This is a genomic window from Streptomyces sp. NPDC058685 (genome assembly GCF_042714725.1).
In the GTDB taxonomy this organism is placed as follows: domain Bacteria; phylum Actinomycetota; class Actinomycetes; order Streptomycetales; family Streptomycetaceae; genus Streptomyces.
Genome location: NZ_JBHXSL010000057.1, coordinates 23,804 through 46,950 on the forward strand (window position 1 = coordinate 23,804; position 23,147 = coordinate 46,950).

The window sequence follows — 23,147 nt, forward strand, 5'->3', positions numbered from 1 at the left end:
CCCGGGACCGGGGCCTGGGGGATGGCTGAAGGGGCCGCCCGTCCGCGGGTCGGACTCGGCGCGCCGCTGTCCGCCGGCGGCGTCCCCCCGGTCCGGGCCCGAGGCCGCTGCCCGCTGAGTGTGCGCCTACCTCGTGGGCCCCAGGCCGCTGCCTGCCGGAGGCGCCGGACGGGCGGGAGCCGGCGCCGTTGCCTGCCCGCGTGTCCCCGCCGGAGGGCCGAGGCTGCTGCCGCTCCCCGTCAGGCATGGTCACCCTCGGGCCCGAGGCCGCTGCCTGCCCGGTGGCTCCCTGCGAGCCGTCGCCTGGTGCCCGCTTGCCCGTGCCCTGCTGGACGCTTCCTCTGGCTGGGCTCGAAGCGGCTGACTGTTGGGTGCGCCTACCGTCTGGACTCCGAGGCCGCTGCCTGCCGGTGGCGCCGGCCGGGCGGGAGCCGGCGCCGTTGCCTGCGCCCCGCTGGACGCTTCCCCGCCGGGGTGCCGAGGCTTGCTGCCTGCTCCCCGTCAGGCATGTTCACCCTCGGGCCCGAGGCCGCTGCCTGCCCGGTGGCGCCCTGCGAGTCGTCGCCTGGTGCCCGCTTGCCTGCGCCCCGCTGACTCCGTGACCGGCGCCCTGCGCACACGCACCACCCCGACGTCATTGCCGTCGTCCGCCGCACACGCCACCGCGCGGGCTCCGGGGAGGGAGCCCGCGCGGTGCGCAGGGCCGGACGTGCCGGCCTGCGGATGCGTGTCAGGCAGTCGTCCGCGCGTCAGCCGGGGTGCCGTCAGCGGGTGCCGCGGCCGGCTCGGACGACTCCGTGATGTGGGCGCCGCTGCCCTCGGCCGGCGCGTCGACGTCCGCGAGGTCCCGATGTCGGGTCTCCTGGGCGCAGGCGATGGCCACGACAGTGATCAGCGCGGCGGCGATCACATACAGGGCGATCGGTGTCGACGAGTCGAAGTCGGCGAGCAGCGCCGTCGCGATGAGCGGGGCGGGTGCCCCCGCGGCGACCGAGGAGAACTGCGCGCCTATCGAGGCCCCGGAGTAGCGCATGCGTGTCGCGAACATCTCGGAGAAGAAGGCCGCCTGGGGTGCGTACATCGCGCCGTGGAACACCAGCCCCACGGTGACGGCGAGCAGCAGGGCCCCGAAGCTCGCCGTGTCGATGAGCGCGAAGAACGGGAACATCCACGCCCCGACCCCGATCGCGCCGATCAGATAGACGGGCCTGCGTCCGATGCGGTCCGACAGCGCACCCCACAGCGGGATCACCGCGAAGTGCACGGCGGAGGCGATGAGTACGGCGTTGAGCGCGGTCTGCTTGCTCAGGTCCACCGCTGTCGTGGCGTACACCAGGATGAACGCGGTGATCACGTAGTAGCTGATGTTCTCCGCCATGCGCGCGCCCATCGCCACCAGCACATCGCGCCAGTGGTGCCGCAGCACGGCGACGAGCGGCATCTTCTCGGCGCCCGCGGCACTCGCCTTGCGCTGTTCGGCGTGGGCCAACGCGGCCTTGAACACCGGGGATTCATCGACAGAGAGACGAATCCACAAGCCGACGATCACCAGGACCCCGGAGAGCAGGAAGGGAATGCGCCAACCCCACGACGTGAACGCCGCGTCCGACAGCAGCGCCGTGAGCGCGGACAGCACACCGGTGGCCAGCAACTGCCCTGCGGGCGCGCCCGTCTGCGGCCAGGACGCCCAGAAACCGCGGCGCTCGGCGTCGCCGTGTTCGGAGACGAGCAGTACGGCCCCGCCCCACTCACCGCCGAGCGCGAAGCCCTGCACCAGCCTCAGCACGGTGAGCAGTACGGGCGCTGCCGTACCGATGGTGGCGTGTGTCGGCAGCAGCCCGATCGTGAAGGTCGCCCCGCCCATCAGCAGCAGGCTCAGCACCAGCAGCTTCTTGCGGCCGAGCCGGTCGCCGTAGTGGCCGAAGACCAGCGCCCCGAGAGGACGGGCCGCGAAGCCGACGGCGTAGGTGAGGAAGGAGAGCAGGGTGCCGACGAGCGGGTCGGAGCCCGGGAAGAACAGCTTGTTGAAGACGAGTGCCGCGGCGGATCCGTAGAGGAAGAAGTCGTACCACTCGATGGTGGTGCCGATGAGGCTCGCGGCGACGATGCGGCGCAGACGGGCTGGAGCTGGGGGAGCGGTTGCCGAGGCAGCCATGGTCACCACTTCCGGGCGGGGACGGGGACGTTGCGATGTCGCCACACCGTAGAAACATGCAGGTCACCGGCACATGTGGTGGGACACCATACTTCAGCCGCCGGTGGTGAGTGGACCCCCCATGCGCACGTGCCGGAACGTCGCCGATCCCGGCCTCCGCACGGCCGGAGCTCCATCTTCTGCCGGTCGCCACAAACGGACATATGGTTCATCTGTTGATGTGGCGACAAGCCTGGAAAGGGTTCACATGCGCCCCGCACTCAGCTCTGCTGCCCTTGCCCAGCTGCGTCGGCAGCGTCCCTATCCGGCAGTGACGGTCCTGATGCCCACGCACCGTCGCGAACCGGACAACGCACAGGATCCCGTCCGGCTGCGCAATCTGATGGCCGCCGCCAAGGAGCAGCTTCAGGCCGATCCCGCCGTCACCCGGGAGACCCGCAGCGAGGTCACCGAACAGCTCGACCGGGCCTTGACCGAAGTCGACCTGGCACATGCCGAGGACGGGCTCGTGGTCTTCGCGGCGCCGGGGGAGCACCAGGTCTGGTCGCTCGGCCGGACCGTTCCCGAGCGAGTGGTGCTCTCGGACACCTTCCTGACCCGCAATCTCGTCTCGGCGCATGCCGCCGAGCGGCCGTTCTGGGTGCTTGCCGTCTCGGCCGACCGCGCCAGTCTGTGGAGCGGCACGGCGGAGCGCGTCACCGAGGAGGAGGTCGCGCCGTTCCCGCTGACCCGCAGCCTCGAAGACCCGGACGCCGAGCGCAAGGAGCGGATCGGCGATCTGCCCAGCACCTTCAGCGACGAACTCACCCGTCAGTTCCTGCGCGACGCGGACTCCGCGATGAGCGCCGTCCTGGCGTCCCACCCCCGGCCGCTGTATGTGGCGGGTGAGGCGGCGGCGCTCGCCCTTCTCGGCGACGTCGGCGGCGTGGCCGCCAAAGCCGCGGCCCGCATCCCGCACGGAGGTCTCGCGAGGGGACCTGCCGAAGCGGTGTCGCAGGCCGTGCGGCCGTTCGCCGAGGCCCATGCCGAGCAGGACGTCGCCGATGTGCTCGCGGAGCTGGACCGGGCCCGCGGGCGCCGGGCGTTCGCCGCCGGGGTGGACGAGATCCGGCAGAACGTCGCCACGGGCCGCGTGGCACTCCTCGCGGTCGAGGAGAACTACCGGGAGACCGTGCGGGACACGGGCGAGCACCTCAATCCCGCGGAACCGGGCGATCTGGACGCCCTCGACGACATCGTGGAACGGTCGCTGGACACCGGCGCCGAGGTGCGGTTCGTCCCCGACGGCACGCTGGCCGACGTCGGCGGAATCGCGAGCGCCCTGCGCTACTGAGCGCGGACGAGCCGGAAAGGAACTCCGATGAGTGCAGCATCTCCGCGCCGGTCGAGCGTGCGGCGGCCCGTCGCCGCGGCGGCGACCGTGGTCATGGTGGCCGGTGGCGTCACGGGGCTCGTCGCGTGCGGCGGCGACTACAACGGCTCCACGAGCAGTTCGTATCCCAGTCCCCGCCCGACACCCCCGGAGACCGCCTCGTTCTCCGGGGACGTGCCGTCCGCCCTGGCCTCCGACGCGGCCTCGGCCCGTGCGGCCGCCTCGGCCGCCGCGTCGTCGGCGTCCGCCGCGGCCTCCGCCCTCGAGTCGTCCATCTCGGCCGAGGTGGGGCGGGCGAATCAGGAAGCCGCCGAGGAGCTGAAGGACGTGAAGGGCGGCGGCAACGCCCAGGCCGACGTCACGCTCCGGGGCAAGCCCGTGGCCGAGACCGGTGGTCTGCGGGCGGTCGTCGTGAACATCACCAACCGCACGGACGAAGAGGCTTCGTACGCCGTGCAGGTCGACTTCAGGGACTCCTCCGGCAAAGTCGTCGAGAGCCGCGTGGTCGGCGCCCAGGACCTCGCGCCGGGCAAGAGCGCCCAGCCGCTGGCCATCAGTAGAAAGCCCGCCGATCTGAACCTCACGCCCACGGTCGCCAAGGCCCAGCGGTACTGAACGCCCTTGCCGGCCGGCGCCGACAACCCCGACAGCCCGTAGCCGCCGGGCGCCCCGTCAGCCCCAGCTCTGCGTGTAGTGGCTGCGGAAGTCCCGGCGGTCCTGCGCCGACCAGATCGACCGGGTGGCGATCAGCCCCAGCAGACTCACCGTGATGACGATCAGTCCCGGAGCGACGGCCTCGGGTCCGAGGATGCTGCTGACCGTCTGCCCCTCGCCACCGCCGGGGTTGAGGGGGGCGTTGCCGCCCGCGGTGTTCGGCGGCGGGAGGTCGGGGTTGAGCGGTGCCTGCGCCGCGCCGTCGGCGGCGGCTCCACCACCGGTGAGCTGTACGCCGAGGGCCGCCATCGCCTTGGTGACCGGCTGGAAGTAGGTGACACCGCCCCTGGTGCAGTCGCCGTTGCCGCCCGACGTCACGCCGAGCGCCAGACCCTCCGCGAACAACGGGCCCCCGCTGTCCCCGGGTTCGGCGCACACCGTCGTCTTGACGAGGCCGGCGACCGTGCCCTCCGGGTAGTTCACGGTCGCGTTCAGTCCGGTGACCTGTCCGGTGCGCAGCCCGGTCGTACTGCCGCTGCGGAACACCTGCTGGCCGACGAAGGGTTCGGCGGCCCCGTTGATCCGGACGGCCTGGCCGCCACCGATGTTCACCACGTTGGGCCCACCGGGGATCTCGCCGTTCTGGTACTGCACGAGCGCGAAGTCGTTGCCGGGGAACCTGCTCACGGTCATGTTGCCCACCGGCTCGCTGCCGCTGTTGTCCTGGAACCAGGTGGTGCCGGCGGGACCGCAATGGCCCGCCGTGAGAACGAAGTTGGCCCGTCCGTCGGTGACATTGAAGCCGGCGGAACAGCGGCCCTCGCCGGCGAGGATCGGCTCGGCGCCGTTGATCCTGGTGGTGAACGAGCCGGCGGTGCGCTCCATCCGTACGGACGCGCCGATCTTCTCGGCGACGGCGGACAGCCGGTCCCAGTCGGCCGCCGACACCGTGCTGTCGGCCTGCACCGACACCGTGTTGGTCGCGTAGTCCAGTGACCACGCGGTGCCGGGCACCCGCGGAGCCCGGCCCAACGCATCGGTGGCCGACCGCAGTTGGCTCATGTTGTACCGGACGACCTTGGCGCGCGCGCCCGCGCGCTCGACCTCCTCGGCCGCCTCCTCGTCGGTCACCGCCACGACCTCGCGACCGTCGTCGCCCATCCAGGTGCCTGCCGTGCGTGCGGTGCCGAGCTCCGACACGAGACGGGTGCCCACGTCATTGGCCGGAGTCCCGCCCGCTCCCGGTCCGGGCGCCTCACCTGCCACGGCGTCCGTGACCATCAGCCCTCCGCAGAGCAGTCCTCCCACGGCGGCCAGCCGTGCGATCCGCTGCAGTCTGCGTCGTGCGTGCGTCATCCCTGGCCCCTTGGTCGTTGCGCGACGCCGCTCCGAACGCCGAGGGCCCCCGGACATCAGGAGCCCTCCTTCCATACGTGGGAAGGCGGCCGACGGTTCACCGGGCCGCCGTGCGACATGGAGTCCGTGCCGCCGACGTACCACCGACACCGGAGCCCGGGTACCGCAGTGACAACCCAGGGTTGACACCTACAGAGGTGTCAACCTACGGTTGACGCATGGAGAATTCCGGTCGCATGACCCACCCCGTACGGCTCGACGACCTCATCGAGGCCATCAAGAAGGTCCATTCGAACGAACTCGACCAGCTGTCGGACGCGGTCATCGCCGCCGATCACCTCGGCGACGTGGCCGACCACCTCATCGGTCACTTCGTGGACCAGGCCCGGCGTTCCGGCGCCTCGTGGACGGAGATCGGCAAGAGCATGGGCGTCACCCGCCAGGCGGCCCAGAAGCGATTCGTCCCCAAGGGCAGCGCCGAGTCGGACCTCGACCCGAGCCAGGGCTTCAGCAGGTTCACCGAGCGCGCGAGGAACTGCCTGGCGGCGGCGCACCACGCGGCCCACGCCGCACGGAACGACACGATCGTCCCCGCTCACCTCGTCCTCGGGCTGCTCGCCGAGCCGGAGGCGCTCGCCGCCCGTGCGATCGTCGCGCAGGGCGTGGCACTGGACGCCGTCCGCCGGGCGGCGACCGATGCGCTGCCGCCCGCGGCCGACGAGGTGCCCGACCTCGTGCCGTACGACGCGTCGTCGCGCAAGGTCCTGGAGCTGACCTTCCGTGAGGCGCTGCGGCTGGGCCACAACTACATCGGCACCGAGCACATGGTGCTGGCCCTGCTGGAGTTCGAGGACGGCGCGGGCGTGCTCACCGCGGCAGGCGTCGCCAAGCCCGCCGCGGAGGCACACATCGCCGACGCCGTGGCGGCGATCATCGCAGCCCATCAGCGGGATTGAGACTCTCTTGCCGGACGGGCGGCGCGAGTTGCCCACCGCGAGGTCCTACACGGCGGAGCGCCTGCGCTGGGTGTGACTGCCCGCGAGAAGGGCTTCCGTGATGAGCCGCACGCCCCGCGCCAGCCGGTTCAGCTGCTCCAACTCGACGGCGTAGAGCCGGATCGTGCTCTCGATGATCTGGTCCGAGACGCCCAGCGTGGGCAGTTCGGCACGGCAGGTCTGCAGAGCGACGCGCACGGTCCGCATCTCGTGCTGGAGCTGCAACTGCGCATGGCGGGCCAGCAGGATGTGATGACGGGTCAGCGTCGAGTATCCGGCGTAGCGGGCCGGCAGCAGATCGCGCAACCAGCGCGCCGCCGTGCGTTCCCAGTCGTGGCTGCCGGGGGTCTTGACCTGAACCGGCCAGTCCGAGTCGAGCGGGGTGAAGGTCTGGGACATCGTCGTCGCTTCCGGATGGGGCGGATCGGCGCAGGGTCGCTGGCCTGGGGAGTCTCTGGCGGCCCCGGCCCAGGGGTTGACCGGGGCCGCCGGGTGGGCACATCCCGCAGGGGGCGGAAGGTGCCCGGACGGAACACCGAGGGGCGGGACGCGAGGAGGAGAGCGTCATACCCCGGTGTCCGTGCTAGGGGGCTCGCACCGGATCGCCGTGGGCGCCCGCTCCGATGACACCCGTGAGCCGTTCCGGACCCGGCAGATTTCTGCGGAGCGCGGCGGGGCGTTGCGAGGTGTGCATGGGGCGGTGCCGACTTTCCTGGGCGATGGTGCGGGCCGGCCTGGGATCCGGAGGAACCCGGGGCCACCAGGGCAGTAAATATATATACCGTTGAGTAAGCAAGGGTATGAAAAATTTCATGCACGATGAGGCATGAAAAGTCCCGATCGATTCCACCGGTGATGCGCCGGGGGGTCAGTCCTCGATGAAGAAATCGTGCTGTTCGGCGGCCTGCTCGTAGCTTTCGAGCCGGCTCTGGGTGCGCTGGGGATCGGCGTCGGCCATCGCCTGGAGCAGAGCGGCGGACAGGACGCCCGGCGCCGCGTAGGAGTCGAAGACGAGCCGTGACCCGGTGGCGGCGGTCAGGGCCACATCGGCCTCGTCCACGATCGGGCCGAGTGACAGGTCGGTGATCAGCGCGACGCGCAGCCCCGTGCTGCGGGCCGCGCGCATCGCCGCGAGGGTCTCGTTGGCATGCCGCGGCATCGCGAACGCCAGCACCCAGGTGCCGCCCGCGGCCCGCGACTGAAGGAGCGCGTCGTACGCGACGCTGCCCCCGCGGGTCACCGTGCGCACATCGGGATGGATGCGGCGCGCGGCGTAGGCGAAGTACTCGGCGAGCGAGACGGAGATGCGCAGTCCGAGAACGGTGAGCGGGACCGACCGGGCGAGTTCACGGCCGACGTCCAGCACCTGGTCGGTGTCGGCCAGCACCCGGCGCAGATTCTCGAGATTCTCGATCTCCGCGTCCACGGCGGCCTGCAGTTCGTTGCGGCGGATCTGCTCACGAGAGTCCGGCGAGCCCGCGACCGCACTGAGGGCGATGGGCTGAAGCGCCTCGCGGAGCGCGGGGTAGCCGCTGAAGCCGACCGAGGAGGCGAACCGGGTCACCGAGGGCTGGCTGACCCCCACCCGCTCGGCGAGATCCGTGATCGACAGGAACGCGGCCTCGGTGAGGTGGTCGGTGATGTACTGCGCGATACGCCGCTGTCCCGGCGAGAGCCGGTGGCCGCCGAAAAGGGCGAGAACCCTGTCGGTGGGGGCCGGCTCCGCGTCGGGAGAAAGTCTCCCCGGCGTGATCGCAGACGCCTGTGCGCGTGCCTGCTGCCCTGATGGCACCGGTGTCACTCCTTCTCGTCCCACTTTCGCTCAAGATAGCTCAGTCGTCCGGCTCGGCAGGGAGACTTCCGGCAGCTGTGGGACCCGTCGTCTCACATTCCGGATGCTCGCATGGACGCGGGCTCCGTCGCCCGCAGCAGCATCGAGGCACCCTGCCGTGCCTGTCCGGCCGCGTCCGGAGAGCGGGTGATGGCCGCCGTGGCCATCGCGCCCTCGGCGAGCAGGACGAGCGGGCCGGCGAGCTCCGCGGGCCGCCCGGCGTCCTTCACCAGACTCGCCACATAGGCCCCGAAGGCGCTCTTGTGGTGGCGGGCCGCCTCGGCGACGGCCGGATCGACGGCGCCGAGTTCGCCGTAGGAGTTGATGAAGGCGCAGCCCCGGAAGTCCGGCTCCGCGAACCAGTCCCGCAGCCAGTCGTAGACGGCGAGGATGCGTTCCTCCCTGTCCGTCCGGCTGTCCGCGTACTCCATGACCTGCGTGCGCCAGCGGATGTCACGTCGTTCCAGGTAGGCCCGCAGCAGCTCCGCCTTGGAGGGAAAGACCTGGTAGAGACGCTTGAGGGAGACGCCGGACGCGGAACGGATCTCGTCCATGCCGACGGCCTGGACGCCGCGTTCGTAGAACAGCTCCTCGGCCGCGTCGAGCAGTCTCAGGCGCGCTTCCGTCGGGTCCATCGGTGCTCCAGTTGCGCGAGAATCATCGTTCTCCTAACCTACATCGCCGTGGGGAGAACGCACGTTCTCTCTCTCTGTGGAGCCCGCTCCGGGATTCACGTCCGGCACCGAAGGAGACGTCATGTCGGTCCGCCCTCCCGTCCCGCCCTTCTCCCACGAGAGCGCCGTCGAAAAGGTCCGCCTCGCCGAGGACGGCTGGAACAGCCGCACCCCCGAAAAGGTCGCCCTCGCCTACACGGAGGACTCCCGCTGGCGCAACCGCGCCGAGCGGTTCGCCGGACGCGATCAGATCGTCGCCTTCCTGACCCGCAAGTGGGCCAGGGAGCTGGACTACCGCCTGATCAAGGAGTTGTGGGCGTACGGCGACGACCGGATCGCCGTGCGCTTCGCCTACGAATGGCACGACGACTCCGGACAGTGGTACCGCTCGTACGGCAACGAGAACTGGGAGTTCGACGACAGCGGCCTGATGCGGGTGCGGCACGCGAGCATCAACGACACGCCGATCCATCCGTCCGACCGCGCCTACCACTGGCCGCTCGGCCGCCGCCCCGACGGCCATCCCGGACTCGGGGAGCTCGGATTCTGAGACGCGGGCCGGGAGCCCCGGCCGCGAACCGGGCACACGATCTCTGTCGACAGAGATGCGCGATACGCCTGGGGGAGGGCATTCTTACTGTGTGACCTGGTACGCCGCGGCCGGGCAAACTCCGCAGGAACGGCGCGGGGTCACGGCCGGGACAGGGAAGAGTGACGGCCGAGTTCCCGATGAACTGGAGCTGGTACTCGCTCAAGCCTCCGTGAGCGCCATCGAAGCGGTCGGGGGGTTCGCCGGTGGCGTCTATCTGCGGTCCGAATCCGAAGGACTTCTGAGGCTGGCCGTGCTCGCCGGGCTGCCGCAGCGCCTGTTCCGGCCCTGGTGGCGCATGCATGTGAACAGGCCGTTCCCCGTCGCCGAGGCCTACAGGTCGGGACGCGCCATCCATCTGGCGGACGCCGAGGAGGCGATGCGCCGCTTCCCGCAGCTCATGGCGGGCCTGCCCTTCCCCTTCGGGTCGCTCTACGTTCCCGTCGTCGCCGACAGCGAGAGGTTCGGCGTCCTGGTGGTACTGCGCCGGGCCACCGCCGGGCAACCGGTCGACAACAGCGACCGCCACCGGATCCACAACGCGGCCCGGCGGCTCGGCGCCGCGCTCGCCACCCTGAAAGCCCGGGGTTCGCCCGTCGCCTGGGAGGGCGAGCCGGTCCCCGTCCAGCTGCCCGCCCTCACCACACCCCCCGTCCGGATCGGCCACTTCGAGTGGGAGCTGAGCAGCGGCGCCGTCACGGCGGACGACGACATGTGCACGATCCTCGGCGCCGATCCGAAGGGTTTCCCGGGCACGATCGAGGCACTGACCGAACGGCTGTCGCCGGAGGACATGTTCGGCCTGTGGGCCGTCGCGCGGCAGGCGCTCGACTCCAGCCGGCCGGTGGCCCGGAGGATGCGGCTGCGCGGCCCCGACGGCCGGCCGCATCTGCTCGAGATCACCGGGCGCCGCGCCGATCCGCCGGACGCCGGACGGGGGGACCATCTGGCCGGCTTCCTGGTGGACCTCGGCACCGGGCCGATCATCTCCGAGGCGACCGAGCGGCTGCCCCGGGGGATCTTCTCGCTCGACCGGCTCGGCCGGATCACCTACCTCAACCAGCGCGCCGAGAAGATGTTCGAGCGCGGCGCGCCCGAACTGACCGGGCGCGTCCTGTGGGACGTGGTGCCCTGGCTCGGCAACCCCGCGTACGAGGATCACTACCGGGCCGCTCTGATGTCCCACACCGCCGTGCACTTCATGGCCCGGCGGACCGAGGACGAGTGGCTGTCCGTCTCCCTCTTCCCCGGCCACGACGGTCTGACCGCCAGCCTCATGCCCGCGGACGAGCCCTCGTACGCCCCGGGTTCGGTGATCACCCCCGGCGCCGGACTCGGCTCGCCGGCCGACCGCGCCTCGGCGCTCTACCGTCCGGTCGCCCTGGCCATCGCCCTGACCGAGGCCGTGACGGCGCGTCAGGTCTCCGCCGTGGTCACCGAGGAACTGCTTCCCGCCTTCGGCGGCCGGCAGCTGGCGATCTATCTGCTCAACGAGAGGCACCTCTACCTGGCCTGGGAGACCGGCTTCCCCCAGGGGTTCCTGGACCGCTTCGACGGTGTGGCCCTCGACGCGCGGCTGCCCGGAGTCGAGACCCTGACCTCGGGGCGCCCGATCTTCTTCGAGTCGATGGAGCATCTGGCCACCGCCTATCCCGGCATCCCCCTCGACGCCCATGTGGGCGCGCGGGCCTTTCTGCCGCTGATCGCCTCCGGAAGGCCGGTGGGCTCCTGCATTCTCGGCTTCGACCAGCCGCGCGGATTCAGCCCCGAGGAACGGACCGTCCTGACCGCGCTCGCCGGACTCATCGCCCAGGCGCTGGAGCGCGCCCAGCGTTACGACAGTGAGTCGGCGCTCGCCCGCGGGCTGCAGGACGCCCTGCTGCCGCACCGGCTGCCCGTCCTCAACAACGCCGCGACGGTGGGCCGTTACCTCCCCGGCACCCAGGGCATGGAGGTCGGCGGCGACTGGTACGACGTCGTCGAGCAAGGTGACAAGATCGCCCTGGTGATCGGTGACGTCCAGGGGCACGGGGTGTCCGCGGCGGCCACGATGGGGCAACTGCGCACCGCGCTGAGGGCGTTCGCGCTGGCCGGCCATGATCCGCAAGCGGTGGTGACCGGTACCAACCGGCTGCTCATCGACCTCGACCCGGGCCAGTTCGCCAGCTGCTGCTACATCGTCGTCGACCCGGCGACCGGTATCACCCGGGCCGTACGGGCCGGCCACCCGCAGCCGCTGCTGCGGCACCCCGACGGCAGGACCGATGTGCTCGATCTGGCGGGCGGAGTGGTCCTCGGCGTCGACCCCGCCGCCTCCTATCCGGTCACCGAACTGCGCCTGGAACCGGGCGCGGTGCTGGCGCTGTTCACGGACGGTCTGGTCGAGGAGCCGGGGCGCGACATCGACGTCGGTATCGACCGGCTGTGCGCCACGTTCGCCGAGTGCGGCTCTCTGACCCTGGCCGAGACGGCGGACCGGCTGATCCGGGAAGCCGGACAGGCGGCGGACCGGCCCGACGACATCGCGCTGCTGCTCGCCACCCGCTGGTCGTGACGGTCCGCCGGCGATGTCACCTTCGCACGGCCGGTCTCAACCGGCGTCCGGTGCGGTCGCCGTGCTCTCCCGCTCGAGGAGCCGGGGGAGCGGCACCCGCACCGTCCGTGCCCCGCCCCCGTCCAGCAGCGCCGTCAGTTCCTCGGCGGCAAGACGTCCGAAGGCGACCGTGTCCCGGGACAGCGCGGTCAGCCAGGGATGGGCCATCCGGCACAGCACCGAGTCCTCCCACGAGACGATCGACACGTCTCCGGGGACATGGAGACCGAGACCGATCGTCACGGCGGCGCCCGCGGCGGCCATCACGTCGTTGTCGTAGACCAGGGCGGTGGGTGGCGCCTCGCCCGTCAGTACACGCCGCGTCACCGCGGCACCCTCGGTGTCCGAGTAGTCGGTGGTGACCGAACGGGCCTCGGCGAGGCCCCGCCGCCCGGCCTCAGCGCGCAGCGAGCGGATGCGCCGGTCGGTGTGGGCGAGCGAGGACAGACCGGCGATGTGCACGATCCGCCGATGGCCGAGCTCGTGCAGCCGGCCGACGATCGCGGCCATCGCGCCGGTGTCGTCGGCCCGCACCTGGGAGAGATTCGGATGGCCGTCGGGCAGCCCGCCGATGACGACCCCGGGCAGTCCCAGTTCGTCCAGCAGCGCCGGGCGCGGGTCGTCCGTCCGCGGATCCACCACCAGCACACCGTCCACGCGGTGTTCGGCCCACCAGCGGCGGTAGACGGCGCATTCGTCCGCCACGTCCTCCACCACCTGGAACAGCAGACCGAGGTGACGCTCCGCCAGCACTTCCTGGATGCCGGAGATCAGCTGGAGGAAGAACGAGTCCACGCCGAGCGTCGTCGCGGGCCGTGCCACGACGAGCCCGACCGTCGCGGCGCCTTCGCCGGACAGCGCACGGGCGGCCGTGCTCGGCCGCCAGCCCAGCTGCTCGGCGACCCGGCGGACCCGGTCGCGGGTGATCTCCGAGACCCCGGGCCGGTCGTTCAGCGCGAAGGACACGGCGCTCTCCGACACACCGGCGCGGCGGGCGATGTCCTTCATCGTGGGGCGGCGTGCCGGTGCCCGCTTCGACGGTGGACCCGCCGCTCCCGGCGGTGTTTCCGCTGCCACTGGGGCCCCTTTCACCCTGCGTACTAAAGCGCTTGAGCACGCCTAGCCTAAAGCGCTTTAGTTGATCCCCGCAAGTGCTTGCTCATACGGCTCTGACCTGGACTAATGCAGAGCGGAACGCATTAGTTGGCGCGAATGTCTTGACTTCATCAGCAGTTCACTTGCAAGGTCTGGTCGCAGTGAAACAGCCGGTGGCCGCAGCTCCGGCGTCCGCACGTCTGGTCCGAGCAAAGGAGCCGTTCACCGTGCGCATCAACCGCAGGGCATTCGCCGCTGCCGCCGTCATCGCCGTCGTCCTGCCGCTGAGTGCCTGCGGCGGCGCATCGGACACCGGTTCGTCCGACGCCTCCGGCAAGGTCGAGGGCCGGATCACCTTCCAGACCTGGAACCTCCAGGCCAACTTCAAGGACTACTTCAACGGCCTGATCGCCGACTTCGAGAAGCAGCACCCCGGCACCGACGTGAAGTGGGTCGACCGCCCGGCCGAGGGCTACGCCGACAAGATCAGCGCGGACGCCGCCGGCGGCACACTGCCCGACGTCGTCAACGTCTCGCCGGACCTGGTCGCCCCGCTCGCCAAGGCCGGGCTCGCCCTCGACCTGGACAAGGCCGCCTCGCAGTACCGCAAAGAGTATCTGGAGGGCGCCTGGCAGAGCCACCGGATACCCGGCATGGAGGGCACCTTCGCCTTCCCCTGGTACCTCAACACCGGCCCGCTCTTCTACAACAAGCGGCTGTTCACCGAGGCGGGGATCGACGCCGCGCAGCCGCCGAAGACGTACGACCAGGTGTTCGCCGCCGGGCTCCAGCTGGCGCAGAAGAGCAAGGGGAAGATCGCCACCCTGGCCAATGTGCCCACCATCGAGGACTTCGGCCGCTACGACGTCCCGCTGATGAACAAGGAGGGCACCGGCTTCGCCTTCAACGACGCGAAGGGCGTCGAACTCCTGACCAAGTACAAGGAGTTGTACGACGCCAAGGCGCTCGATCCGCAGGCGCTGACGGCCACGCCCGAGTCCGCGGGCCACAAGTTCCTGACCGAGTCGGTGGCCATGAACCCGGGCAGCGCGCTGGACCTCGGGAACTTCAAGAAGCAGGCGCCCGGCCTCTACAAGAACATCGGGATCACCGACCAGGTCAGCAGCACCGGCCACGCCAACATGTACGTCATGGGCGTGATGGTGAACTCCCGCTCGCAGCAGAAGCCCGCCGCCGTCGCCTTCGCGCACTTCGTGACCGACGCGACCCGCCAGATGGAGTTCGCCAAGAAGGTCGCCATCTTCCCGAGCACGGCGGGATCCCTGGACGATCCGTACTTCACCGAGGAGGACGGCACCGACGAGACGCGCGTCCGGGTCGCGGCCGCCAAGTCCCTGAAGACGGCGGTCAATTACACACCGGTGCTGTTCAGCGAGCAGATGAAGACCGAGCTGCGCAACGCGGTGGCGCGGGCGCTCCAGGGCAAGGAGAGTCCCGAGGAAGCGCTTGACAACGCTGTCAAGGCCTGCGACCGGCTGCTCCAGCAGAGCTGAGCCGGATCCGCGATGACCACCTCCACCGTTTCCTCCGCCGCGGCGAGCCCGCCGGAGCGCGTCGAGCCGAGAAGGGCGGCCCGCTCCGGCGGCCGCCGCCCCGGCAGCCCGATCAGGCGTCAACTGCCAACCAGCCCCTGGCTGTTCGCCGCGCCCGGTCTGCTGATCGTCGGGGCGTTCAGCCTGTATCCCTTCATCAGCACGCTGGTGAACGCCTTCACCGACCGCCGCACCCTGATCCCCGGACAGTTCGTGGGCCTCGCCAACTTCGAGGAACTCCTCCACGACGACATGTTCTGGATCGGACTGCGCAACAGCACCCTGTACGTCCTCGGCGTGGTGCCCGCGCTGGTGATCCTGCCGCTGCTGCTCGCGATGCTCGTGCAGCGCCACATCCCCGGCATCACCTTCTTCCGGTCGGCCTTCTACACCCCGGTGGTCGCCTCCATCGTGGTCGTCGGTCTGATCTGGGTGTGGATGCTGGACGACCGCGGGCTGGTCAACGCCGTCCTGGAGGCGGTGGGCGTCGGCAAGGTCGGCTTCCTCAGCGACCAGTGGCTGCTGCTCGGCAGTGCCATGGCGGTGACGGTCTGGAAGGGCCTCGGCTACTACATGATCATTTACCTCGCCGCGCTGGCGAACGTGCCCCGCGAACTGCACGAGGCGGCGGCGGTCGACGGGGCGGGCCCCGTGCGGCGCTTCGTCACCGTCACCGTCCCCGCCGTCCGCTCCACCATGGTGCTCGTCGGAGCACTCTCCTCGGTCGCCGCCTTCAAGGTCTTCTCCGAGGTCTATCTGATGGCCGGCCCCAGTGGAGGGCCCGCGGGCGAGGACACCACGCTGGTGATGCTCGTCCAGCGCGTCGGCACCGGACTGTCCGGGCGCGTCGGCTACGCCTCCGCCATCTCGGTGGTCGTGTTCGTCGTCACCGTCGCCCTGATGCTGCTCGTGCTCCGCGCCGACCGCCGGGAGGACGCGTGAACGCGATCAGGGTGACGGATGCCGAGGGCCGGCGGATCCCGGGCTGGCAGCTCGTCCTGCGCTACCTCCTGCTGCTCGGCGTACTCGCCCTGACCGTCGGGCCCTTTCTGTGGCAGCTGTCCACCTCGCTCAAGGGACCGCACGAGGACATCTTCAGTTCCCCGCCGACGTTCATCCCGAGCGAGCCGACCCTCGACAACTACACACGCGTCGCCGACACCATCCCGGTGTGGGACTACGCGCTCAACTCCCTGAAGGTCGCCGCGACCAACGTGGTCACCAACTGCGTCGGCGCGGCCCTCGCGGGCTACGCGCTCGCCCGGATGCGCTACCGCGGACGCCGGGCCGCGACACTCGCCTTCGTCCTCGCGATGCTCGTCCCCGTCGAGGGCATCATCATCGCCCAGTTCACCACCATGCGGGACCTCGGCCTGAACAACACCCTGGTCGCCGTCCTGCTGCCGGGCTGCATCGGAGCGCTGAACGTCCTGCTGATGCGCAACGCCTTCCTGGGCCTGCCGCAGGAGGTGGAGGAGGCGGCCTACGTCGACGGTGCCAACGTGTGGCAGCGATTCCTGCGCATCGCCCTGCCCTCGGTCAAGGGCACCCTCGCGGTGGTCGCGATCTTCTCGTTCATGGGCGCCTGGGACGACTTCCTGTGGCCGCTCATCGTCCTCAGCGATCCGCAGAACTTCACGCTCACCATCGGCCTGAACTACCTGCACGGCACCTTCGCCAACGACGAACGCCTCGTGGCCGCCGGAACGATCATCGCCGTGCTGCCTCTGATCATCCTCTTCGCCTGTCTGCAGCGCTTCTTCTTCCGCGGTGTCGGTGAGGGGGCCGTCAAGGGCTGACCGCCCGGCCCCCCGCCGCCGTCGCACCACAGAACGAGGACACCTCTCCCGTATGAGCTCTTCCGTGCCGCGCTTCGGCGCCAACTACACGCCCAGCCAGGGCTGGTTCCACCACTGGCTGGACTTCGACCTCGACGCCGTCCGCGCCGATCTCGACTCCATCGCCGGCCTCGGCCTGGACCACATCCGGGTCTTCCCGCTGTGGCCGCTGTTCCAGCCCAACCGCACACTGATCCGCCCGCGCGCCGTCGAGCAGCTCGTCCAGCTCGCCGACGCGGCGGCCGAGCGCGGGCTCGACGTCAACGTGGACGGACTGCAGGGCCATCTGTCGAGCTTCGACTTCCTGCCCGCCTGGACCCAGACCTGGCACCGGCGCAACATCTTCACCGACCCGGACGTCGTCTCCGGGCAGGCGGAGTACCTGCGCACCCTCGCGGCCGCGCTCGCCGACCGGCCGAACTTCATCGGCATGACCATCGGCAACGAGATCAACCAGTTCTCCGGCGGGCCGCACCCCGACCCCGACCGCATCTCACCTGCGCAGGCGGGCAGTTGGCTCACCCGGCTGCTGGAGGCCTGCGAGGAGGGCGCACCCGGCAGGCTCCATCTGCACGCCGAGTACGACGCGGCCTGGTACCGGGACGACCACCCCTTCACCCCCGCGCACGCCGCCCGCCTCGGCGCCATGACTGCCGTGCACTCCTGGGTCTTCAACGGCACGGCACAGCGCCACGGCACCACCGGCACCGCCACCGAGCACCACGCCGCCTACATGATCGAACTCTCCAAGGCCTGGGCGCCGGTCCCGGACCGCCCCGTCTGGCTCCAGGAGGTCGGCGCACCCGCCCCCCTCGTCCCCGCCGCCGACGCCGCCGCCTTCACCGAGGCCACCGTGGCGAACGCGCTGGACTGCCCGGACGTCTGGGGCGTGACCTGGTGGTGCTCCCACGACGTGTCACGTTCCCTCGCCGACTTCCCCGAACTCGAGTACAGCCTCGGCCTGTTGACCAACGACCGTCAGGTCAAGCCCGCCGGGCAGGCCATCGCGCGGATCGTCGAGGAACGGCGCGACCGGAAGAGGCCGCCGGAGCCGCGCACCCTCGCCCTCGTCGTCGACGCGGGCGACGACGAGACCGCGCCCCGGCGCTCCGTCTGCGCACCCGGCGGCGCCGTGTTCGAGGCGTTCGCCCGGCTGACCGCCCAGGGAGCGCGCCCCACCACCGTTCTCGCGAGCCGCAGCGACGACAGGGGCCATCTCGCCGCGCGCGGCATCACCGAGGTCGTCACCCCCGAGCAGGCCGGCTCATGACCCGGTCCGCCACGAGCACAGCACCGTAAGCCGTCCCCCAACGATACGGAGCACACCATGACCCCCCACCTCAGCAGACGAGCCCTCCTTCTGGCCTCCGCCGCCGCGGCCGTGGCGCCGGCCGTCCTGCCCGGCAGGGCCTCCGCCGCGACCCGGGCGGCCTCCGGCGCGCCGTACGCCGCCTACTGGTACCCGGACTCCTTTCCCGCCGGGACACCCGGCCCCGGCATCACCTGGCGCAGCCTCAAGGCCTGGCGCGCCGAGGACGACGCGGACCTGGCGTTCAACTCCGCGACCGTGCCCCTGGCGAGGCGCTTCACCCCGGTCCCGGTGAACACCACCGCCCGTGCCGGACAGGCGCGCATCCAGTCCCTGGTCTCCTTCGGCCCCACCGCCGGCAACCCCTCCCAGGGCTCCGCCACCGCTGACCACTACGCCCTGACCCACTGGTCCTACCTCGACGAACTCGTCTTCTGGGGCGGCTCGTCCGGCGAGGGTCTGATCCTCGCGCCCAACGCACCCGTCGTGGACGCCGCACACCGCCACGGTGTCCCCGTCCTCGGCAGCGTGTTCCTCCCGCCCGTCGCCTACGGCGGGGATCTGCGCTGGACCCGGGACCTGGTCCAGAAGGACTCCTTCGGCCGCTTCCCGCTCGCCGAGCGCCTCGTCGCGGTCGCGGCGGCGTACGGCTTCGACGGCTGGTTCATCAACGCCGAGACCGGTGGCGGGGACGCGGCGCTCGCCGCCGACATGACCGGCTTCCTGAAGGAACTCACCGCGCTCGGCAGGCCGAAGGGCCTGCGGGTGTGCTGGTACGACTCGATGACCGTGAGCGGATCGGTCAGCTGGCAGGGGGCGCTGAACGACCGCAACAAGCCCTTCTTCCAGGCGTCCGACTCCATGTTCCTCGACTTCCGCTGGTCGCGCTCCACGCTGGCCTCCTCCGGTCGCACCGCCGAGCAACTGGGCCGCAGCCGCTACGCGTTGTGGGCCGGCGTCGACGTCGAGGCCAACGGCTGGAACCGGTCCGTCGACTGGGACGCCATCGTCCCGGTGAACACACCGGACGTCGTCTCGCTGGGCTTCTACCGGCCGGAGTGGACCCGCAACCACCTGCCCGCGGGCCGCACCCCCGCACAGTTCCACGCCGCCGACGACCGGTTCTGGAGCGGGCAGTCCCTCGACCCGTCGCGGCCGGCACCCGGGGACCCCTGGCGTGCCCCGGCGCTCGCCGTGGCCGACCGCTCGACCGTCGACAGCCTGCCGTTCGCGACCGTCTTCAACACCGGCCACGGGCTGCGCTGGTACGAGAGCGGGAAGGTGACGTCGGACACGCCGTGGAACCACCTCGGAGTCCAGGACCGCATGCCCTCGCGCCAGTGGGTCGTGCGCACCACCGGACAACGCCCCACGGTGGCCTACGACTTCGGCGACGCCTGGCACGGCGGCAGCAGCCTCCTCGTCGGCGGCACGCTCACCGCCCCCACCACCCTCGACCTGTACGCCTGCCGGCTGCCTCTCACCGCCGACACCGTGGTCGAACTCGTCCACCGCAGCGAGAGCGCCGGGGTCACCGTCGAACTGGCTCTCGCCACCGGCGAGCCCTCCGGACCCGGACAGCCGCACCCGTACACCTATGTGCCGCTCGCCGCCCCGGGCCGCGGCTGGACCACCACCACCGTGCGGCTGACCGGTCTGTCCGGGACCGTCCGCGCGCTGGGTGTCCGGCTGACCGGCGCCGGAGGCCCGGTGACCTGGCGTCTCGGCTCCCTGGCCGTACGCGACAAGGCGGCTCAGAACCCGTCCGCCCCCACCGGTCTGCGGATCACCTCGGCCGCGGGCGGCGATCTGCGCTTCGCCTGGCAGCCCGCCCCCGGAGCCGTACGCCACCACACCCTCCACCGGGTACTGCCGGACGGGACACGGCGCTTCCTCGGCGCCACCTGTCAGCGGGCCTACTTCGTCCCGGGCCTGCGGCCCGAACAGGGCGAGAGCGCGGCGCGGTTCGAACTGCGCGCCGTGGGGGAGCTCTACACCGCGTCGACTCCCGTGACCGCCACCCACCCCTGGTAACCACCACCGCAACCCTCGGAGCCACCCCACATGCATGACGACCGCAGCCTCGTCGAATCCCGCCTCAGGAGGGTCCTCGACGAACGCATACGCCCCGCCGTCCACCCCCGGTCCGTGCCACTGGACATCGCGGTGTGGAACGCACCCGGCGAGCCCGTCCCGGTCGCCGAAGGACTCGCGGCCGAACCCGTGCCGATCAAGGCCGGCGACATGTGGGGTGCTCCCTGGGGGACCAGCTGGTTCCGGGTGACCGGCACCGTGCCCCAGGAGTGGGCCGGACGGACCGTCGAGGCGCTGCTCGACCTCGGATTCGACGAGAACATGCCCGGCTTCCAGTGCGAGGGCCTCGTCTACCGGGCCGACGGCACCCCGGTGAAGGGCCTCAACCCGCGCAACCAGTGGGTCCGCATCGGCGCTCCGGTCCGGGGCGGTGAGGAGGTGCGACTGCACATCGAGGCCGCTTCCAACCCCGTGATCCTCGACTACCACCCCTTCCTGCCGACGCAGCTCGGCGACAAGGAGACCGCGGGCAGCGAGCCGCAGTACCGGCTCGCGCGCATGGACCTCGCCGTCTTCGACGAGACCGTGTGGAACCTCGTCCTGGACCTGGAGGTCCTCGGTGAGCTGATGCAGGAACTGCCCGCCGACAGCCAGCGGCGGCACGCGATCCTGCGGGCGGTCGGCCGGGCCCTGGACGCCGTCGACCTCCAGGACGTCAACGGCACGGCGGCAGACGCACGGGTCTGCCTCGAAGAGGTCCTGTCCACGCCCGCCGAGCCGTCCGCCCACCGCATCAGCGCGGTCGGGCACGCCCACATCGACTCGGCCTGGCTGTGGCCGCTGCGCGAGACCGTGCGCAAGGTCGCCCGGACGACGTCCAACATGACGGCGCTGCTGGAGGACGAGCCCGACTTCGTCTTCGCGATGTCCCAGGCCCAGCAGTTCGCCTGGATCAAGGAACACCGACCCGAGGTCTACGCCAAGGTCAAGGCGGCCGTCGCCGACGGACGCTTCGTGCCCGCCGGCGGCATGTGGGTGGAGTCCGACACCAACATGCCCGGCTCGGAGGCGATGGCCCGGCAGTTCGTGCACGGAAAGCGCTTCTTCCTCGACGAGTTCGGCATCGAGAACGACGAGGCGTGGCTCCCCGACACGTTCGGCTTCGCCGCCGGACTGCCGCAGATCATCAAGGCCGCCGGTTCCAAGTGGCTGCTCACCCAGAAGATCTCGTGGTCGCAGACGAACAAGTTCCCCCACCACACCTTCCAGTGGGAAGGCATCGACGGCACACGGATCTTCACCCACTTCCCGCCGGTCGACACCTACAACTGCTCCATGAAGGGCAGCGAGATCGCCCACGCGGCGCGCAACTTCAAGGACAAGGGAGTCGCACGCCACTCGCTCGCCCCGACCGGCTGGGGCGACGGAGGCGGCGGCACCACCCGCGAGATGGTCGCCAAGGCCGCCCGGCTGCGCAGCCTCGAAGGGTCGGCGACGGTGAGCTGGGAAAGGCCGGCCGAGTTCTTCGCCAAGGCCGAGGCGGAGTACCCGCAGGCGCCGGTCTGGGTCGGCGAGCTCTATCTGGAGCTCCACCGGGCCACCCTGACCAGCCAGGCGAAGACCAAGCAGGGCAACCGCCGCAGTGAGCACCTGCTGCGGGAGGCCGAGCTGTGGGCCGCGACCGCCGCCGTACGGACCGGCTTCCCCTACCCCTACGAGGAGTTGGACCGTCTGTGGAAGACGGTGCTGCTGCACCAGTTCCACGACATCCTGCCCGGCTCCTCCATCGCCTGGGTGCACCGCGAGGCCGCCCGGACGTACGCCACCGTCGCGGATGAGCTGAACGGCATCATCGACGCGGCCCAGCGTGCGCTCGCCGGTGATCCCGTCGCCGGCACCCGGCTGGTCTTCAACGGCGCACCGCACGAGCGGCACGGCGTGCCCGCGGGAGGCGCGTCCGCCGCCACCGACGGCGGCGGGGCGTCGCTCACCCCGCGCGAGGGCGGCGGCTTCGTCCTCCACAACGGCCTGCTGGAGGTGGAGATCGACGGCCGCGGCCTGGTGCTCTCCGCCTACGACATCGGTGCCGAGCGCGAGACGGTCGCCCCGGGCACCGCCGCCGGCCTTCTCCAGATCCACCCCGACTTCCCGAACATGTGGGACGCCTGGGACGTCGACGAGTTCTACCGCAACACCGTCACCGATCTCACGGGCGCCGACGAGGTCACGGCCGTGACCTCCGAGAACGCGGCCGCCGTAGGCGTCGTCCGCAGCTTCGGCGACTCGAAGGTCACCCAGGTGCTCACGCTCCCCGCCGGAGCCAAGCGCCTGGACATCGAGACCGAGGTCGACTGGCACGAGACGGAGAAGTTCCTCAAGATGTCCTTCCCGCTGGACATCCACGCCGAGCGCTACGCCTCCGAGACGCAGTTCGGGCACTTCCACCGGGCCACCCACACCAACACCAGCTGGGAGGCGGCCAAGTTCGAGGCGTGCAACCACCGTTTCGTGCATCTGGAGGAGCCCGGCTGGGGTGTCGCGGTCGTCAACGACTCGACGTACGGCCATGACGTCACCCGCACCGTGCGCGACACCGACAGCGGCACGACGACCACGCTCCGGGTCTCCCTGCTCCGGGCCCCGCGCTTCCCCGACCCCGAGACCGACCAGGGCGTCCACCGGTTCCGGCACGCCCTCGTGCCCGGTGCCCAGATCGCCGACGCGGTCCGCGAAGGCTTCCGTATCAACCTCCCCGAGCGCACGGTCCCCGGTGACGGCGCGGTGGCTCCGTTGGTGACGGTCGATCAGGACGCGGTGATCGTCAGTGCGGTGAAGCTGGCGGACGACGGAAGCGGCGATGTGATCGTACGGCTCTACGAATCGCGCGGCGGTCGCGCCCGCGTACGCCTCGCGACGGATTTCGAGGCACTCGGCGCCGTCGCGACCGATCTGCTGGAGCGACCCCTGGCCGACGTTCCGCAGCCCGAACTCACCGACGGAGGAGTCCGGTTGAGTCTGCGCCCCTTCGAGCTCGTCACCCTCCGGCTGGCCCGGCCGCAGCACTGACCGCGGACGGATGCGGCAGCACGCCCCCGAGGC

Annotated in this window: 17 protein-coding genes; 11 read left to right on the top strand and 6 right to left on the bottom strand. The window is 71.0% G+C overall.

Annotated elements, in window-relative coordinates; genetic code table 11:
• Nucleotides 1–730: 730 nt before the first annotated feature.
• Complete coding sequence (locus ACFWU3_RS31065; protein WP_384444369.1) at nt 731–2,155, bottom strand: MFS transporter; 1,425 nt, start codon at nt 2,153–2,155, stop codon at nt 731–733.
• Between the two features lie 247 nt (nt 2,156–2,402).
• Here ACFWU3_RS31065 and ACFWU3_RS31070 point away from each other — a divergent pair, with 247 nt between their 5' ends.
• On the top strand, nt 2,403–3,488 hold the full coding sequence (locus ACFWU3_RS31070; protein WP_384444371.1) for a chemotaxis protein: 1,086 nt from the start codon (nt 2,403–2,405) through the stop codon (nt 3,486–3,488).
• Between the two features lie 27 nt (nt 3,489–3,515).
• Nucleotides 3,516–4,142: a hypothetical protein gene (locus ACFWU3_RS31075; protein WP_384444373.1), complete on the top strand. Its 627-nt coding sequence runs from the start codon at nt 3,516–3,518 to the stop codon at nt 4,140–4,142.
• 57 nt (nt 4,143–4,199) lie between these two features.
• Here the strand turns inward: ACFWU3_RS31075 and ACFWU3_RS31080 are convergent, their stop codons facing one another.
• Nucleotides 4,200–5,537, bottom strand: a complete 1,338-nt coding sequence (locus ACFWU3_RS31080; protein ID WP_384444375.1) for a S1 family peptidase — start codon at nt 5,535–5,537, stop codon at nt 4,200–4,202.
• Between the two features lie 218 nt (nt 5,538–5,755).
• On the opposite strand from ACFWU3_RS31080, the gene ACFWU3_RS31085 reads away from it, so the two are divergent.
• The gene (locus ACFWU3_RS31085; RefSeq protein ID WP_384444377.1) at nt 5,756–6,493 is read left to right on the top strand and encodes a Clp protease N-terminal domain-containing protein; all 738 of its coding nucleotides are present in this window, start codon (nt 5,756–5,758) and stop codon (nt 6,491–6,493) included.
• Between the two features lie 45 nt (nt 6,494–6,538).
• Here the strand turns inward: ACFWU3_RS31085 and ACFWU3_RS31090 are convergent, their stop codons facing one another.
• The 3 genes from ACFWU3_RS31090 to ACFWU3_RS31100 form a co-directional block, all read right to left on the bottom strand.
• Nucleotides 6,539–6,931, bottom strand: a complete 393-nt coding sequence (locus ACFWU3_RS31090) for a hypothetical protein (protein WP_384444379.1) — start codon at nt 6,929–6,931, stop codon at nt 6,539–6,541.
• A 469-nt stretch (nt 6,932–7,400) separates the two neighbouring features.
• A complete protein-coding gene (locus ACFWU3_RS31095) occupies nt 7,401–8,324 on the bottom strand; it encodes a MurR/RpiR family transcriptional regulator (protein ID WP_384444381.1) in 924 nt (307 codons plus the stop codon).
• 92 nt (nt 8,325–8,416) lie between these two features.
• A complete protein-coding gene (locus tag ACFWU3_RS31100; protein ID WP_384444383.1) occupies nt 8,417–8,998 on the bottom strand; it encodes a TetR/AcrR family transcriptional regulator in 582 nt (193 codons plus the stop codon).
• Nucleotides 8,999–9,119: 121 nt separating this feature from the next.
• Between ACFWU3_RS31100 and ACFWU3_RS31105 the strand changes: the two genes are divergently transcribed.
• Nucleotides 9,120–9,587, top strand: coding sequence for a DUF1348 family protein (locus tag ACFWU3_RS31105; protein WP_384444385.1), 468 nt, complete (start codon nt 9,120–9,122; stop codon nt 9,585–9,587).
• A gap of 55 nt (nt 9,588–9,642) precedes the next feature.
• The gene (locus ACFWU3_RS31110; RefSeq protein ID WP_384444387.1) at nt 9,643–12,180 is read left to right on the top strand and encodes a SpoIIE family protein phosphatase; all 2,538 of its coding nucleotides are present in this window, start codon (nt 9,643–9,645) and stop codon (nt 12,178–12,180) included.
• A 36-nt stretch (nt 12,181–12,216) separates the two neighbouring features.
• Here the strand turns inward: ACFWU3_RS31110 and ACFWU3_RS31115 are convergent, their stop codons facing one another.
• Complete coding sequence (locus tag ACFWU3_RS31115) at nt 12,217–13,227, bottom strand: LacI family DNA-binding transcriptional regulator (protein ID WP_384444403.1); 1,011 nt, start codon at nt 13,225–13,227, stop codon at nt 12,217–12,219.
• 314 nt (nt 13,228–13,541) lie between these two features.
• Between ACFWU3_RS31115 and ACFWU3_RS31120 the strand changes: the two genes are divergently transcribed.
• The 6 genes from ACFWU3_RS31120 to ACFWU3_RS31145 are packed head-to-tail and all read left to right on the top strand — an operon-like array spanning nt 13,542 to nt 23,114.
• The gene (locus ACFWU3_RS31120; RefSeq protein ID WP_384444389.1) at nt 13,542–14,828 is read left to right on the top strand and encodes an ABC transporter substrate-binding protein; all 1,287 of its coding nucleotides are present in this window, start codon (nt 13,542–13,544) and stop codon (nt 14,826–14,828) included.
• A 12-nt stretch (nt 14,829–14,840) separates the two neighbouring features.
• The gene (locus ACFWU3_RS31125) at nt 14,841–15,809 is read left to right on the top strand and encodes a carbohydrate ABC transporter permease (RefSeq protein WP_384444391.1); all 969 of its coding nucleotides are present in this window, start codon (nt 14,841–14,843) and stop codon (nt 15,807–15,809) included.
• A complete protein-coding gene (locus ACFWU3_RS31130) occupies nt 15,806–16,666 on the top strand; it encodes a carbohydrate ABC transporter permease (protein WP_384444393.1) in 861 nt (286 codons plus the stop codon). The genes ACFWU3_RS31125 and ACFWU3_RS31130 overlap by 4 nt, the downstream gene beginning before the upstream one ends.
• A gap of 52 nt (nt 16,667–16,718) precedes the next feature.
• Nucleotides 16,719–17,975, top strand: a complete 1,257-nt coding sequence (locus ACFWU3_RS31135) for a glycosyl hydrolase (protein ID WP_384444395.1) — start codon at nt 16,719–16,721, stop codon at nt 17,973–17,975.
• A 57-nt stretch (nt 17,976–18,032) separates the two neighbouring features.
• Nucleotides 18,033–20,048: an endo-beta-N-acetylglucosaminidase gene (locus ACFWU3_RS31140; protein ID WP_384444397.1), complete on the top strand. Its 2,016-nt coding sequence runs from the start codon at nt 18,033–18,035 to the stop codon at nt 20,046–20,048.
• Nucleotides 20,049–20,078: 30 nt separating this feature from the next.
• Complete coding sequence (locus tag ACFWU3_RS31145; RefSeq protein ID WP_384444399.1) at nt 20,079–23,114, top strand: alpha-mannosidase; 3,036 nt, start codon at nt 20,079–20,081, stop codon at nt 23,112–23,114.
• The last annotated feature ends 33 nt before the right edge of the window (nt 23,115–23,147 follow it).

Bases quoted from the DNA above. Each gene is read 5' to 3' on its own strand.
- ACFWU3_RS31065 (WP_384444369.1), bottom strand. From the start codon at position 2,155: ATGGCTGCCTCGGCAACCGCTCCCCCAGCTCCAGCCCGTCTGCGCCGC.
- ACFWU3_RS31070 (WP_384444371.1), top strand. From the start codon at position 2,403: ATGCGCCCCGCACTCAGCTCTGCTGCCCTTGCCCAGCTGCGTCGGCAG.
- ACFWU3_RS31075 (WP_384444373.1), top strand. From the start codon at position 3,516: ATGAGTGCAGCATCTCCGCGCCGGTCGAGCGTGCGGCGGCCCGTCGCC.
- ACFWU3_RS31080 (WP_384444375.1), bottom strand. From the start codon at position 5,537: ATGACGCACGCACGACGCAGACTGCAGCGGATCGCACGGCTGGCCGCC.
- ACFWU3_RS31085 (WP_384444377.1), top strand. From the start codon at position 5,756: ATGGAGAATTCCGGTCGCATGACCCACCCCGTACGGCTCGACGACCTC.
- ACFWU3_RS31090 (WP_384444379.1), bottom strand. From the start codon at position 6,931: ATGTCCCAGACCTTCACCCCGCTCGACTCGGACTGGCCGGTTCAGGTC.
- ACFWU3_RS31100 (WP_384444383.1), bottom strand. From the start codon at position 8,998: ATGGACCCGACGGAAGCGCGCCTGAGACTGCTCGACGCGGCCGAGGAG.
- ACFWU3_RS31105 (WP_384444385.1), top strand. From the start codon at position 9,120: ATGTCGGTCCGCCCTCCCGTCCCGCCCTTCTCCCACGAGAGCGCCGTC.
- ACFWU3_RS31110 (WP_384444387.1), top strand. From the start codon at position 9,643: ATGCGCGATACGCCTGGGGGAGGGCATTCTTACTGTGTGACCTGGTAC.
- ACFWU3_RS31115 (WP_384444403.1), bottom strand. From the start codon at position 13,227: ATGAAGGACATCGCCCGCCGCGCCGGTGTGTCGGAGAGCGCCGTGTCC.
- ACFWU3_RS31125 (WP_384444391.1), top strand. From the start codon at position 14,841: ATGACCACCTCCACCGTTTCCTCCGCCGCGGCGAGCCCGCCGGAGCGC.
- ACFWU3_RS31135 (WP_384444395.1), top strand. From the start codon at position 16,719: ATGAGCTCTTCCGTGCCGCGCTTCGGCGCCAACTACACGCCCAGCCAG.
- ACFWU3_RS31140 (WP_384444397.1), top strand. From the start codon at position 18,033: ATGACCCCCCACCTCAGCAGACGAGCCCTCCTTCTGGCCTCCGCCGCC.
- ACFWU3_RS31145 (WP_384444399.1), top strand. From the start codon at position 20,079: ATGCATGACGACCGCAGCCTCGTCGAATCCCGCCTCAGGAGGGTCCTC.